We start from the raw sequence: 13,670 nt of genomic DNA, 5'->3' as shown, positions 1-13,670 counted from the left end.
CGGTCGGTAACACCCCGGCTTTTAAGCGATCGTCTTGCGGATCTAAGCCCTGTTTTTCATAACTGCCTTTATCGCCTTTCACACTAAAACGTTTATTTGGTCCCGCGCTGTATAAAGCACTGTGCCGTGATCGCATCAGGCATACCAAACAGTTGTAACGTTTGATCTATGAGATGCTAGCGGATAGCGTAACATGATTAACGTTTTTCCATACGAATAGCGACGACCAAAATGGCCGGAATGACAAAGATAGTAAACACGGTTGAAACCGCCAATCCGCCGAGAATGACGCTACCCAGTCCACGATAAAGCTCTGAACCCGGCCCGGGAATCAGCACTAACGGCAACATGCCACAAATACTGGTGGTCGCGCTCATGTATATCGGACGCAGTCGGCTGCGGGTCGATTCAAGCACAGCTTGTTGATGATCCATTCCCCCAGAGTGAAAATTGTTCAGCGCTTGATAGACAATCAGGATCGCGTTGTTCACCACCACCCCGACAAGGATAACGAAACCCAGCATGGTTAATACGTCCATTGGCTGCGGTACAATAAATATGTTCAGTAACTTGAGGCCAATAAAACCACCAGCACCGGCCAGCGGCACTGTTAACATAATAATTAATGGATAAATGAAATTACCAAACAGTGAGGCCATCAACAAGTAGGCGATCAGCGCTGCCAGTAAAAAATTCCACTGTAGCGCTTCACGGGTCCGCACTAGCTTATCGGCAGCACCGCTCATATCGATTTGCAAGCCGTTAAGTAAGTTCATATCACTCACCAGTGGGATGATCTGTTGCTCAATGATTTCCATTGCTCTTTGTAATGGCATTGAGTTGGGCGGCGTTATCTGCAGCGTCACAGTTCTGTTTGTTTCAAGATGGCGGATCAAAGCCACCCCTGTGGTTTGTTGTAATTGCGCTAATGACGAAACCGGCACTACCTTACCAGCGGGGGTGGCTAGATTCGCCTGATAAAGATCTTGCGGGGTGGGAAAATCACTGTCGGCCGCTTTTAGGATCAAGTCTATTTTCTTTTTGCCCTCTTGTTTAAAATCACCAATAACGCGGCCATCCATCAATACGTCCAGTGCAATGCCTAAATCACGGTTCGACATATTATTAGCCCGTAAGCGGTCATGGTTCGGCAATATTTGCACTTCTGGGTAGGTGAGTTCAATAGACGGTATCGGTCGTATCTGACTGCCAGCTAACTCAGTATGAATCATATTGAACAACGCCCCAGCAGCGGTGACAATTTTATTCAGATCATTACCGCTAATATTAAGTTTTATCGCACGTCCTTCACCCAGTCCTGATTCAAATACGCCAGGCTGTAAACTCACGCCGTACATACCTGGAATACTGTAAATAAGCTCGGTAAAAAAAGGCAGTAATTCGCGGGCACGATCCCATTTTTCACTGATGGCACCTGAAATCATAAACCCCTCGGCACCGACGTAGAACATATTTTTTATCGCGGGGACACCATCGACTTCGGCACCGATATGTGGCAGTGCCATATCAAAAAAACGCTCGCCTATTTCCACCCGCTCCGCTGTCGATAATCCCGGTGGAGGTATCAAGATATTAAGTACTAGGTTACGATTTCCTTGTGGCAGATATTCCATTTTTGGCGTTAACAGCCATACAGAAATCATTGCCAACGAAATAAGCAAACCGATAGTCGAGATCCGGGTTAGCCAATTACGGATCACCAACGTCACCAGTGCTATCAATCCGTTTGACAAGCGTTGACCTAGGCGATCGAGAAACGTAGGTTTGTTGTCTGTTTGTTGTTTTTGACCGTTGAACAGCCAATAGGCAAACATAGGGATCACTGATACCGATACAAACAGGCTTAACGAGACCGCGGCAACAACGGCGATCGCGATGTCACGGAACAACTGCCCCGCTTCTTCTTCAATAAACACCACAGGTAAAAATACCGCAACGGTGGTAACTGTTGATGCCAGCACCGCCCCCCATACTTCTTTAGTCCCTTGCAGAACTGCATCGAACGCTGTTTTCCCCATCTGCCGATGTCGCACAATATTTTCGATAACCACAATGGCATTGTCCACCAGCATACCAACAGCAAAGGCGATCCCTGCGAGGCTAACAACATTGAGGTTACGACCCAACAAATCAAGAAAAATAAAGGTGCCGATAACACTGATTGGAATAGCCGTAGCAACAACGATAGTCGCGCGGACACTGCGTAAAAATAGCAATAATACACCCACGGCAAGTAAGCCACCAAACAGGATGTTTTGTTGGATCTGATCAATCGCACCGTTAATGTAGAACCGTTGATCATAAACCCAGTCTAGATAGAGACCTTCGGCTTCGAGCGTGTTTGCGTTTAACCATTGGTAGCGCGCTTCCACCAGATTCGTCATATCAAGAATGTTAGTGCCCGTTTCCGGACGAACACCAATGGCAATACCCGGGATCCCATTATGTAAAACAACAGAGTTTTTCTTAGCATAATCTTGCCGGATCTCAGCTACGTCACCCAGTAATACCCGTTGCTGCCCGGTAGAACGTAATACGACAGCAGCGATGTCTTCAGCCGATTTGAATTCTCCAATGGTACGAACGCGAAAATCATGCCGACCCACCGCCAACGTACCTGCCGATATGTTGGTATTTTCATTTTGGATCACCTCGATCACATAATTAATAGTTAACCCGTATGCTGCCAGCTTCTCGGCACTGATGATCACATGCATCTGATCTTCGGTTCCGCTACCAACAAACAGCTCTGACACGCCGTTCACCCGTTCGATATGCTGACGAACTTCATTTTCAAAAAAAGTTTTGTAAGTTTGCACCGGACGTTGATTACCGTCTTTCGTTTTCAGGATCATCCAGATCACCGGGGACGCGGTCGCACCAGAGGCATTCACGACAGGGTTATCAACATCGGCAGGATAAGAAGCCACTTCGTTGATCTTGTTAGTAACTCGCAACAACGCTTGTTCAACACTCGTGCCGACCTTAAAACGTAAGGTAACACTGCCCTGACCATTGCTCGCTTCACTTTCCATTTCGATGAGATCAGGCAAACCTTTAAGAATGTTTTCCTGCTCCTCAATGATCTCACGTTCAATTTCGTAAGGTGTCGCACCGCGCCAGCTAGTTTTAACCTGGATCTCCGGTTCGATCACCGTCGGGCTGAGCTGATAAGGTAACCGCGTCAGGCTGATAATACCGAACAGCAACAGCATGATAATACCAGCCAAAATGGTGACAGGTTTTAAAATTGAGAAGCGGATAATGTCCATAAGCAATCTCGGTTTTGTCTAATGATCAACGATTTAAAATCGAATAGCCTGGCCGTCGTGTATTCGCTCGTTACCTCTGGTAATAACTTGCTGGAAGTCGGCTATTTCAGGCGCTTCTATCGCAACAAGCAACCCTTTATACCCCAAGATCTGCACCGTAACCATCTTAGCTCTGCCATCAACGGCAAGAAAAACAACCGGTTTACCAAACTGTCTGATAACTGCATCTCTCGGTACTAACTGGCTGTTAAGTTTGGAACCACTCGGTAAACTAACCAGTGCTTGCATGCCTGCAATTAAATCTTTGCCTTGCTCAAGCTTTAATTTGACGGTGAAAGTCCGTGTCGCTACGTCTCCTTGAGGAATAAAGTGAACAAACAAACTGGTGTAGTCTTTGCCGCCACTGCGAACCGAAATTTGGCGACCAGGATATAAAAAGTTTAACAAGTGCCCAGGAACATCAACTTCAACCTCGATATCTTTATCATCAGCAACCACGGCAATCTGACCACCGATGTCAACCCACTCCCCTTGCTCTGTCAACTTTGCTTGAATCAAACCACTGAAAGGGGCATTTATCTGGGTCTTTTGTATTTGTAACTGCTGATAGTCGAGAATTGCCTTAAGAGATATAACGCGTTTTTTCTGCGCGAGTACACGATAATAGTGTTCATCGTACAGAGATTCGGAAATTGATTTATCGGCGTATAACGCTTTTATACGCTGTAAATCTTTATCTGCGCGCTCCAGTTCAAACTGGGACTGTCGGTAATTAGCACGAACACCCGCGAGTCTGGCTTCAAGTAAATCAGAGCGCAAAGTGACTAGAGCTTGACCGATTTTGACTCGAGAACCAGCCGTGAAGTGGATAGTTTTAACAATGCCAGCAACCTCTGCAGCAACACGTGATACTCGTGTATAGCTAATACTGCCAACGAGTTTGACCATAGGCTCTACTGGTCCACGGGTAATTTGGCTGACTTCCACCAACATAGGAGGCGGACCTGAGTTTTTCGGGGGAGGATCTTTATCTGCTGCCGCGTAAAGAATAATTGGACAGAGAACGACCAATAGCAGGATGTATAATGGCACCTTCAGTAAATACAATCGCATTGGCACTCCAAATGACTCGACTACATCACTGTATTTTAGCTGAAAATTAAGGATTATCTAAAATATCCGATATATTTTTGTATCAAAAAATGTGAACGGATGACGGTATACAATACACTCATGAGTATTAATTACATGACGGTGGTCGTTATTTTAAGTATCACTTTAGTATTAAACCTCAAGCATTAGCGAGTGCTAAGTTTATACATTGAAAATTGGCGTCAAGTCTGATTTTCACTGATTAATTGGTATTGAATTAGTGTTGAATTAGTGTTGAATCAAGTGATGATCGTGAACGGTTGAATAAATACAATATACTGGCGACTCATTTATATATTGATTTAAGGATAGAATTTTGAAAAAAGGAATTGCAACTAAATTATTACCATTATTAGCAATCGTTACACTTGCAGGTTGTATGTCTACTGGCCCACACCTAAAAAGCTCTAATAAAGAAAGCATAGCGGGTATGGAAGTACGTGCACCCTATATTAACTATACGAGTTATTTTGGTTATGTTGATGATAGTGTAACGCCAGATGGTAAAATTAAAGGTAAACCAGCATATTATTTATATGCATGGGTTCCTGCTGTCATTGACGAAATTGGTGTATCTATGATATCTCCAGCTGAAGCAACGCCAGCTGAAGGCGATTTCGTACAGAGCACATTTGAAGCAAGTCTTCAATCTGATCCAAATAAATATTTTGATACATATATTACACTTGATCGCCTAAACATTGTTGATAATGCAAAAATCAATAAAGGCGGTAAAGTACTTCAAGCATTAAACTATAATGACGATACTTCTGAATTACCTGCTAACCCAAGTGGTTCTTCTTATAACTCATTGTTACGTCAAGTATCTGAAGTAAGCAGCCCAACTAAAGCGCTTGTTCGTGGTGTATACCGCATCTCATTCACTTCATTCCGCTCAGCGATTGAAGGCTCTTTTGAAGCAACTATTGGTACAAACGTTCCAGGTGTTAAAATCGCAGCTTCTTTAGAAGAATTACATGAACTCGTTAACAAAGAAGGTTAATCCTTTTTTAATTAACTCGGTAGTCGTCATGATACCTGAAATAATCTAATTAAACGGCGCCTCTTGCGCCGTTTATATTTTTACCTGTATGTAGCTATTCGCAACGATTAAGCACAATGTACACACCCACACAAACTAATAACCTAAACGCTGGTTAAAAGAAAACCACTTTAACTTTATTTCCTTAATAGCCTGTATTCCTGTACAATTCGCACCTTAAATTTTCCGTGTTAATTTATATCCAAGGCTTATATGAATCTTTCAGCTAAAACTGTTGTTGTGATTGCGATTGGTGCTGCTTTATATGGCATCGGCGGGTTACCGATGTTTGGTATACCGGTATTTGCAAATACTACACTTAAACCTGCGATGGCAGTGCTTGCACTCTTCTCGGTATTATTTGGTCCATTAGTTGGTTTTTTAGTAGGCTTTATTGGTCATTGGGTTACTGATTTATTCTCTGGCTGGGGTGTTTGGTTAACGTGGGTATTAGGCTCAGGTATTGTTGGTCTTATCATCGGCTTATTCCCTAAACTAACAAAAGGTCGTTTAGAAAAAGGTCAATTCTCGATGAAAGATATGGCACTCTTTGTTGTGCTTGCCTTAATCGGTAATACTGTCGGCTATGGCGTATCAGCACTACTCGATACCATTCTTTACGCAGAACCATTTAGCAAAGTAATGACTCAATTAACGATTATTGCTGCAGGTAATACGATATTAATAGGTATGGTTGGCTACATTCTACTGACTGCATTTGCAAAACGTAAGAAACAAAGCCGTAATCTGACCGAGGGTTAATCAACAATGACTATCGAATTTTCTGACTTCTCTTTTAAATATGCTTCGCAGGATAAAGCGACACTAAAAGGCATAAATCTAAGGATAGAGAAAGGAGAGAAAATTGTCATTATTGGTCCAAGTGGCAGTGGTAAATCTACCCTTGGACAATGCTTAAACGGTCTGATCCCGCATGCGATAAAAGGCGACATGTCTGGTACCTTAACCATCAATGGTACGCTGGTATCAGGGTTACGTATGCAAGATTATAGCGAGGCAGTAGGCACTGTATTACAAGATACCGACAGCCAGTTTGTCGGTTTGAGTATTGGTGAAGATATTGCATTTTCGCTTGAAAACAACATGATTTCTCAAGCTGAAATGTTACCTATCGTGCAGAAAACCGCGGCTATGGTTGATCTTGATGAGTTACTTGATCATTCACCGTATGCATTATCAGGTGGTCAAAAACAACGAGTATCATTAGCGGGAATATTGGTTGATGATACTGACATCCTGTTATTTGATGAACCCCTTGCCAGCCTTGACCCGAAAACCGGTAAAGCCACTATCGAAATTATCGATCAGCTACATCGAGATACAGGCAAAACCGTTATCATTATCGAGCATCGTCTTGAAGATGTGCTACACCGCCACGTCGATCGCGTGATATTAATGGAACGTGGTCAAATCATTGCCGATATGAGCCCTGACAAATTAATCGTTTCACCACTATTACAAGTCCACGGTATTCGTGAACCACTCTATATTACAGCGTTAAAAGCGGCGAAGTGTCCCATTTCAATTTCAGATAATCCTGCTTATATCGAAAAGATGGACCTACAGAAATATCAAACACCATTAACCAATTGGTTTAATGCGCAAGCCCCGATTGTCAAACCACAGACTAGCGAAGTATTACTCGAAATTAACGATTTAACCTATTCTTACACTGGCGAAAAGAATGCCCTGGAAGGTATTTCGTTTAGCATTAATCGCGGTGAATTTGTTTCTATTTTAGGTAAAAACGGCTCGGGTAAATCAACCATCACCAAACTAGTCATGGGTGTTATCGCACCAGATACCGGCAGTATTAAGTTTAATGGTGAAGATATGGCTGATTTGTCTATCTTTGAACGCGCTCAAAAGATTGGCGTGGTGATGCAAAACCCGAATCATATGATCTCTCATCACATGATTTTTGACGAAGTGGCATTTGGTTTACGCAACCGTGGCCATGACGAAGCATTTGTTGAAGAAAAAGTATTACACGTTCTGGGTTTATGTGGCTTAATTAAATATCGCCACTGGCCAATTGAAGCACTTAGCTATGGCCAGAAAAAACGCGTAACGATTGCTTCAATTTTAGCATTAGAGCCTGAGTTACTTATTTTAGACGAACCAACCGCAGGACAAGATCATCGTAACTATACATCGATGCTGTCATTTATTAAGACGCTAAACAAAACGCTCGGTATTACTGTGCTTATCATCTCTCACGATATGCATCTAGTGCTAGAATACACCACACGTGCCCTTGTTATTGCCGAAAGCAAATTGATTGCCAATGCCCCGGTTTCACAAGTGTTCAGCGACCCTGTGCTACTTGACCGGGCAAACTTAAAAGTAACGAGTCTGTATACATTAGCCAATGCGGTTGGTATCGACAATACCGATGGTTTTATGCAACAGTTTATTAAATCTGAAGTGACGCCTGCATAATGAAGCGCAATACGAATCATAAAAACGATATGAATAAAAATACTTTTAATAACGACATTAAAAAACGTAATAATAGTAGTAACGTCAATAAAACTAAAAAAATCGATTTTGGTATTAACTATGTCAATACCAACTCAGTCCTGCATCAGCTTAATGGTGTTACCAAGTTTGTGCTGTTTTTAGCTTGGGTAACCGTAGTATTAACGACCTTTGATTTACGCCTGATCCTCGCGCTTATCATTACAGGCTGTACGTTACTTAAATTAACCAGAGTGCCGTTTCCTGTTTACAAGCCGTTATTGATTGCCACTGCCAGTGTACTAAGCATCAACGCATTATTCATGTTCTTGTTAGCACCACAGCAAGGCGTTGAGTATATTGGTTCAAGTACGCTGTTATTATCTCTGTGGGGGGATTATTCCCTGACCCAAGAAACCTTGTATTACCTGCTGACAGTAACGCTGAAGTATTTCAGTATGTTCCCCATTGCGTTAGTATTTGTGTTTACCACGCATCCGACTGAGTTTGCGGCAAGTTTAAACCGTCTTGGTGTACCATACAAAATTGCCTATGCGGTCAGCTTAACATTGCGCTATTTACCTGATGTGAAGAATGATTTTGTTAACATCATGCATGCACAACAAGCTCGTGGCGTGGATTTATCAAAGAATGTATCTGTACTGTCGCGTATTAGGAATGTAGCCAAGATCTTAGGGCCATTAATATTCTCAAGCCTAGATCGCGCAGATGAGATCTCAAATGCGATGACATTACGTGGTTTTGGTCATAATAAGAAACGTACGTGGTACAGCTTAAAGCCGATGACCAAGCAAGATTACGCTGTGATGGGGTTAATTACCTTGGTAGTGACGCTAGCTATTATCAAACGTGTTATGGCAACAGAGTTATTCTGGTATCCATTCTAGCTGATACTTTTTAGCTGGTACTTTATCTAGGTACTTTTTATAAACGAAATGACGAGCTAAAAGCGGTTAATGGCTTTTAGCTCTCTCCTCTCTATCTTCCTTTTCCCTTTACTCATGCCGTAACTTGATGAAGCCGACGACTGCCAATACGATAAATATTGCCAGCATTGGGAACAACACAAAATCAAGGTATTTGATCGCAGCGGCTAAACCCACTGCACTAAATATGATCACTAGGATTGGCGTAAAACAACAAATCGTGGTGACGATTCCACCTAACACGCCAGTCTTAAACATCTTGCTACTCATATAATCGCCCTCCCTGACATTAAGTCTAGGATAACAAATGAGATTGCTCCGCAGAATTCATGTAGATGATGATTTATGTTCATCATTATAGTTCATGATATAGTACTGAATTAGCTTACACCTCGTCACTCAATGGAATAAATAGTGCTTTCAACATCAACAGATCAACTAACATTAGCTACGAATGAAATTCATCTGTGGTCGGTAGACCCGAAAAGAATCCAACAACCTGAATTATTACGTACTTATAGTCGTCTGTTATCACCAGAAGAAACGACAAAACAGCAACGATTTCGTTTTGAAAAAGATAGGCACAGTGCATTAATCACCCGCGCTTTTGTCCGTGATTTGTTATCACGTTATGCAGATGTGCCACCCGCAGACTGGAAGTTTATCAAAGGTGAAAAAGATAAACCCGAGATTGTTAACCCACCCCTGCCATTACGTTTTAATATCAGCCACACCGACAATATGATCATTTGTGCGGTAATGCTTAATGACGATATTGGTTGTGATGTGGAAAATATCAAGCGCACAAGTGATGTATTAAGTATTGCGAAGCACTCATTCTCTCAAGTTGAAGTCGAGGATTTACTCACCCAACCAATAGCCCAGCAAGCGAGTCGTTTTTTTGATTATTGGACATTAAAAGAATCTTACATCAAGGCATGGGGGTTAGGTTTATCGATCCCGTTGAAGGACTTTAGTTTTACCCTGCCCGATAACCACCTGCAGGAAAATGTTAGTTGTATTGAAAACATTAAATTAAGCTTTGCAGCTCACCGTGTGGACGATGCCAATATCTGGCGTAGCTGGTTGTTTTATCCAAACAACACACATCGAGTCGCCTTGTCAGTTCGAGCAGCTAATAATAATCAAACTACAGACTATAAAATGCGATTTTTTAATTCAATACCACTCATTAAAACGACTGAAACGACAAGCTTTGGCCCTGATGTGAACACTATGATAGATTAAAGGTTAATTACTTGGCCTATCCAGTCGTTACCCTTCAGTTCAGCAATCACAAGTGCATTTTGACTTTCATCAGCACAAATGAGTTGACCTGACTTTGTCCAAATCGCACTCTTGCCTACTGGATTCCAATTACCGGTAGGTCTATTATGATTAGCCATTGCTACGAGCATATTAAACTCCCGAGCATATTAAACTCCCGAGCATATTAAACTCCCGAGCATAGCTGCTCATCAACTGAGTATCGGAGTCATAACCCCCCGCCGTGATTAACACACTCGCCATATATACATCAGCACCGAGTTCTGCACACCCTTTAGCATGTTCAATATGATTAGTATCAGCACAAATAGCATTAGCGACCGTTATATTATTCAGTTGAAAGCTATGTCGCTTATCGCCAACTGAAAAATATGTCTCTTCACCGGAGTGTAAATTCATTTTGGCGTAGCTTTCTACTCGTCCTGTTGGATAAATAATAGCTAAACCAATATGCGGCAGTCCCGTCGTTAACAGCGGTAGACCGACCCCTATTGTTATCTTGTTTAGTTTTACAATATCAATGAGTGGTTTAAGACGCTTATCGTCAACAGTAAAAGCAAGATTGGAGGCACATTCAGGCAGGTAACCTGTCAGTGATAACTCAGGAAATACAATATATGAAACACCTACAGATGCGGCTTTTTCAATAGCATTCATATGAACAGCTATATTTTCCGCTACATTACCGTCAACCGAAGAGATTTGCGCGACAGCAATTTTTATATTTTGCATTAACCTTCCTTGATTCAAACTAAGAATTACAGCGACGACATTTAAAGCCATAATCTAACAGGATTAAAAACTAACAAACCCAAAGGTACCGAGAACAATGTACCTATTAACAAATGGGTACAGTTTAATATTTCCATTTAAGTCTGAAAATCATAATAATCCAATAGTAGATATTAAAGCAACCATTAAATAAAACAGTTAAAACCTTTTAATTCATAAGGTTAAAATGATGCCAACAAGTCACATAAATATGTCATTTAGGTAAATTAATGTCAAAACGATATATATCTTTATGAGTAGTCATGTAATATACACATAACTTTAACATTCGTGACAGTAAGTCATAACATCACATGTGATGAAATACCCAAGTTACTTCAAGATGCTATATCAGAGACGAACAGGGATAACAGAACAAGGCGCAATATGTAGAGAATGGTTATTCCATTTTCAAATATTGTAACGTAGTACTGTTATTCCTGCTCGCCTCCCGTAGGGCAAGCCGAAATAATGAATCTTCGGCGTTATGAAGTCTTAATTTAGAATAACTAAATCTTCGACTTCATGCCTTGAATATCCCTTCCTTTCGGATTGCTGATTGTGCATCTTGAAGTAGCTTGGGTATATATGCGGGTCGACGCAAACGATCAATCACATGAAAAAATAGGAAATGGCTATGGAAGCACTCACGTTAGTTGATATGGGTTTTTTATACACAGAAACAGTAACAAGCCCAAAACACGTTGCAGGATTACAAATTTTCTCTATACCAAAAAATTACACGGGTAACTTCAGTCGAGACCTATTTGATAATTTAATGTCACAACAAGATGTTAAAAATCCATTTAACCAAAAATTAAAAAAACAAATCACCGGCCAATACTTCTGGCAAGACGATAACAATATTGACCTGTCATATCACGTACGTTTTGCAATGCTGCCACAACCGGGTAATGAAAATCAGTTACTTAGCTTTGTTGAACACCAGCATGAAACATTACTTGATCGTAATCGACCATTATGGGAAATGACTCTCATTGACGGTTTAGAAGACAACAAATTTGCTATCTACGTTAAAGTACACCACGCATTTACCGATGGGGCAAAAGCCAACCAGTTGTTGATGACTTATTTAAGTAAAAATACCGAATCAGCAATGACCGCATTCTGGGCTGTTGAACGACCACAAAAACAGCGCACAGCAGCCAGTACCTTATCAATACTGGCTGCTACATCAAAAACGCTAACGGGTCATGTTAAATCAATACCATCACTGGCTAAGTTAACAACTAAATTACTGTTCCAAGCAACAAATATGTACAAGGCAGATATGCCAACCCCATTCATGGCGCCTAAAACACCGTTTTCAGTTAGTCCAAAGCGCGCACGCCGTGCTGCAATATCATCATTGCCACTTGCACGGGTTAAAACACTTGGTCGTCTCACAGGTGCCACTATTAACGACGTGATTGTAACCGTTTGTGATATGGCGATCCATCACTACCTAGAAACACGTGATGTAGTACTTAAGAAGCCACTTGTAGCACAAATGCCAATGAGTTTGCGTGATTCGTCAGACCAGTTATCGAACAACCAAGTTGCAATCAGTTTAGTTGAACTTGCTTATGCAGGAGAACGTCCACTAGAACGCCTGATGACCGTCAAAGAATCGTGTCAAAAACTGAAAACTGAAGTAAAGTTATTAACAAAAGAAGCGTTAACGAATTATACGTTAATAAGCCAAGGACTCGCAGCAGCCAGCGAACTATTGAACTTGGATACAATATTACCACCAATGGGGAACGTACTGATTTCTAACGTACCGGGTCCAAGTAAAGCCTTATACATGATGGGTGCAAAAATGGAGAAATGCTTCCCTATTTCAGTATTACCACCAGGCATGTCGCTGAACATAACGTTATATAGCTACAACGGCTCCATTCATGTTGGACTGATCGCTTGTCGCTCTGCATTACCTGATTTGACCGAGTTAGCGGATTACATTGAAGATGCTTTTTCTGCACTTGAAAATGAAGTGTTAAATAGCGCAATTGAGAGTGTGACGGATCACATTAACTTATTGTCATATTCAAGTCGCAATGAAAATATCAAGCAAGAAAGCGTTGAAGTCATCAACAACATAGTCAACAATGTTGGACCACTGAACTCGCGTTCTGACGTTGATTCTGAAGACTCTCGATTATATGAAACGGCTTAGATAGATAGGTAAGTAGGTAAATAACTAGATAACTAGATAACTTTCATAGAAAACCCTGATTAGACAAATCAGGGTTGAATATAGCGTGCTAAGTTTAATAACACCACTATATTAGCTTAAAGGTGCTAACACTCGATGTAGGTGATCTGCTATTTCAATACCGCTATCGGTTAAATACCCACCGTCGTTTCGTGTAATAAGCCCTTTTTCAAAAAGTGATTTCGCAGCATTGAGAACCGCGGGGCCGGCTTCATGATGAACCTTAATGCCTTCTAAATGAGATTTTGTTGGGAATTTAGCCAGTAATTTCATTTCTTCAAACAGTGTATCAGAATAATTGTTAGTCATAATTGCTCGCTTTTCTTAAATAGGAGAAGTTTCATCATAGGGGCTTCAAAGAAGATTGCAAAATTAATAACAGAGTTAATAGGGGTAGATCAAAAAAAATCTAAGAAAACGAACACTTAAGGCCAAATAGGTCAGAATTCATGCAACTGTGTATGCTACACAAACACTTA

General features: G+C 41.3%; 12 protein-coding genes. 6 read left to right on the top strand and 6 right to left on the bottom strand.

From position 1 onward, the window contains the following. Positions 1–197 precede the first annotated feature (197 nt). On the bottom strand, positions 198–3,293 hold the full coding sequence (locus HRT96_RS14975) for an efflux RND transporter permease subunit (protein ID WP_293158341.1): 3,096 nt from the start codon (positions 3,291–3,293) through the stop codon (positions 198–200). Positions 3,294–3,326: 33 nt separating this feature from the next. Beyond that, the gene (locus HRT96_RS14970) at positions 3,327–4,406 is read right to left on the bottom strand and encodes an efflux RND transporter periplasmic adaptor subunit (RefSeq protein WP_293158338.1); all 1,080 of its coding nucleotides are present in this window, start codon (positions 4,404–4,406) and stop codon (positions 3,327–3,329) included. Between the two features lie 355 nt (positions 4,407–4,761). Here HRT96_RS14970 and HRT96_RS14965 point away from each other — a divergent pair, with 355 nt between their 5' ends. From HRT96_RS14965 to HRT96_RS14950, 4 genes are all read left to right on the top strand, one after another. Continuing rightward, the gene (locus HRT96_RS14965; protein ID WP_006033523.1) at positions 4,762–5,448 is read left to right on the top strand and encodes a LipL32 family surface lipoprotein; all 687 of its coding nucleotides are present in this window, start codon (positions 4,762–4,764) and stop codon (positions 5,446–5,448) included. A gap of 252 nt (positions 5,449–5,700) precedes the next feature. After that, positions 5,701–6,249 carry an ECF-type riboflavin transporter substrate-binding protein gene (locus tag HRT96_RS14960; protein WP_293158333.1) on the top strand — a complete coding sequence of 183 codons (549 nt, stop codon included), beginning with the start codon at positions 5,701–5,703 and terminating at the stop codon, positions 6,247–6,249. Positions 6,250–6,255: 6 nt separating this feature from the next. After that, entirely contained in the window at positions 6,256–7,950 is a 1,695-nt protein-coding gene (locus HRT96_RS14955; protein WP_293158330.1) for an ABC transporter ATP-binding protein, read from the top strand. A 29-nt stretch (positions 7,951–7,979) separates the two neighbouring features. Beyond that, positions 7,980–8,876, top strand: coding sequence for an energy-coupling factor transporter transmembrane protein EcfT (locus HRT96_RS14950; protein ID WP_293158327.1), 897 nt, complete (start codon positions 7,980–7,982; stop codon positions 8,874–8,876). A 108-nt stretch (positions 8,877–8,984) separates the two neighbouring features. Here the strand turns inward: HRT96_RS14950 and merF are convergent, their stop codons facing one another. Continuing rightward, positions 8,985–9,185, bottom strand: a complete 201-nt coding sequence (gene merF, locus HRT96_RS14945) for a mercury resistance system transport protein MerF (RefSeq protein WP_293158325.1) — start codon at positions 9,183–9,185, stop codon at positions 8,985–8,987. Between the two features lie 144 nt (positions 9,186–9,329). On the opposite strand from merF, the gene HRT96_RS14940 reads away from it, so the two are divergent. Further along, a complete protein-coding gene (locus HRT96_RS14940; protein WP_293158323.1) occupies positions 9,330–10,163 on the top strand; it encodes a 4'-phosphopantetheinyl transferase superfamily protein in 834 nt (277 codons plus the stop codon). Here the strand turns inward: HRT96_RS14940 and HRT96_RS14935 are convergent. Then, a complete protein-coding gene (locus tag HRT96_RS14935; RefSeq protein ID WP_293158320.1) occupies positions 10,160–10,333 on the bottom strand; it encodes a hypothetical protein in 174 nt (57 codons plus the stop codon). The two genes, HRT96_RS14940 and HRT96_RS14935, sit on opposite strands and share 4 nt — an antisense overlap. Position 10,334: 1 nt before the next feature. After that, positions 10,335–10,934 carry a carbon-nitrogen hydrolase family protein gene (locus tag HRT96_RS14930; protein WP_293158317.1) on the bottom strand — a complete coding sequence of 200 codons (600 nt, stop codon included), beginning with the start codon at positions 10,932–10,934 and terminating at the stop codon, positions 10,335–10,337. Positions 10,935–11,610: 676 nt separating this feature from the next. On the opposite strand from HRT96_RS14930, the gene HRT96_RS14925 reads away from it, so the two are divergent. Next, positions 11,611–13,152 (top strand): wax ester/triacylglycerol synthase family O-acyltransferase, encoded by a 1,542-nt coding sequence (locus HRT96_RS14925; protein ID WP_293158314.1) that lies wholly within the window; start codon positions 11,611–11,613, stop codon positions 13,150–13,152. A 111-nt stretch (positions 13,153–13,263) separates the two neighbouring features. Here HRT96_RS14925 and HRT96_RS14920 read toward each other — a convergent pair whose 3' ends face one another. Further along, positions 13,264–13,500: a TIGR02647 family protein gene (locus HRT96_RS14920; protein ID WP_293158311.1), complete on the bottom strand. Its 237-nt coding sequence runs from the start codon at positions 13,498–13,500 to the stop codon at positions 13,264–13,266. Positions 13,501–13,670 lie beyond the last annotated feature (170 nt).

This window comes from Moritella sp., assembly GCF_013215705.1.
Taxonomy (GTDB): Bacteria; Pseudomonadota; Gammaproteobacteria; order Enterobacterales; family Moritellaceae; genus Moritella.
Note: the sequence above shows the minus strand (reverse complement) of the source record. Positions and strands in the feature narration are given on the sequence as shown.

What these genes read in the sequence shown, in the direction of transcription:
- HRT96_RS14925 (WP_293158314.1), top strand. Translation starts at nt 11,611, where the DNA reads ATGGAAGCACTCACGTTAGTTGATATGGGTTTTTTATACACAGAAACA.
- HRT96_RS14975 (WP_293158341.1), bottom strand. Translation starts at nt 3,293, where the DNA reads ATGGACATTATCCGCTTCTCAATTTTAAAACCTGTCACCATTTTGGCT.
- HRT96_RS14950 (WP_293158327.1), top strand. Translation starts at nt 7,980, where the DNA reads ATGAATAAAAATACTTTTAATAACGACATTAAAAAACGTAATAATAGT.
- HRT96_RS14960 (WP_293158333.1), top strand. Translation starts at nt 5,701, where the DNA reads ATGAATCTTTCAGCTAAAACTGTTGTTGTGATTGCGATTGGTGCTGCT.
- HRT96_RS14955 (WP_293158330.1), top strand. Translation starts at nt 6,256, where the DNA reads ATGACTATCGAATTTTCTGACTTCTCTTTTAAATATGCTTCGCAGGAT.
- HRT96_RS14970 (WP_293158338.1), bottom strand. Translation starts at nt 4,406, where the DNA reads ATGCGATTGTATTTACTGAAGGTGCCATTATACATCCTGCTATTGGTC.
- HRT96_RS14930 (WP_293158317.1), bottom strand. Translation starts at nt 10,934, where the DNA reads ATGCAAAATATAAAAATTGCTGTCGCGCAAATCTCTTCGGTTGACGGT.
- HRT96_RS14935 (WP_293158320.1), bottom strand. Translation starts at nt 10,333, where the DNA reads ATGCTCGTAGCAATGGCTAATCATAATAGACCTACCGGTAATTGGAAT.
- HRT96_RS14920 (WP_293158311.1), bottom strand. Translation starts at nt 13,500, where the DNA reads ATGACTAACAATTATTCTGATACACTGTTTGAAGAAATGAAATTACTG.
- merF (WP_293158325.1), bottom strand. Translation starts at nt 9,185, where the DNA reads ATGAGTAGCAAGATGTTTAAGACTGGCGTGTTAGGTGGAATCGTCACC.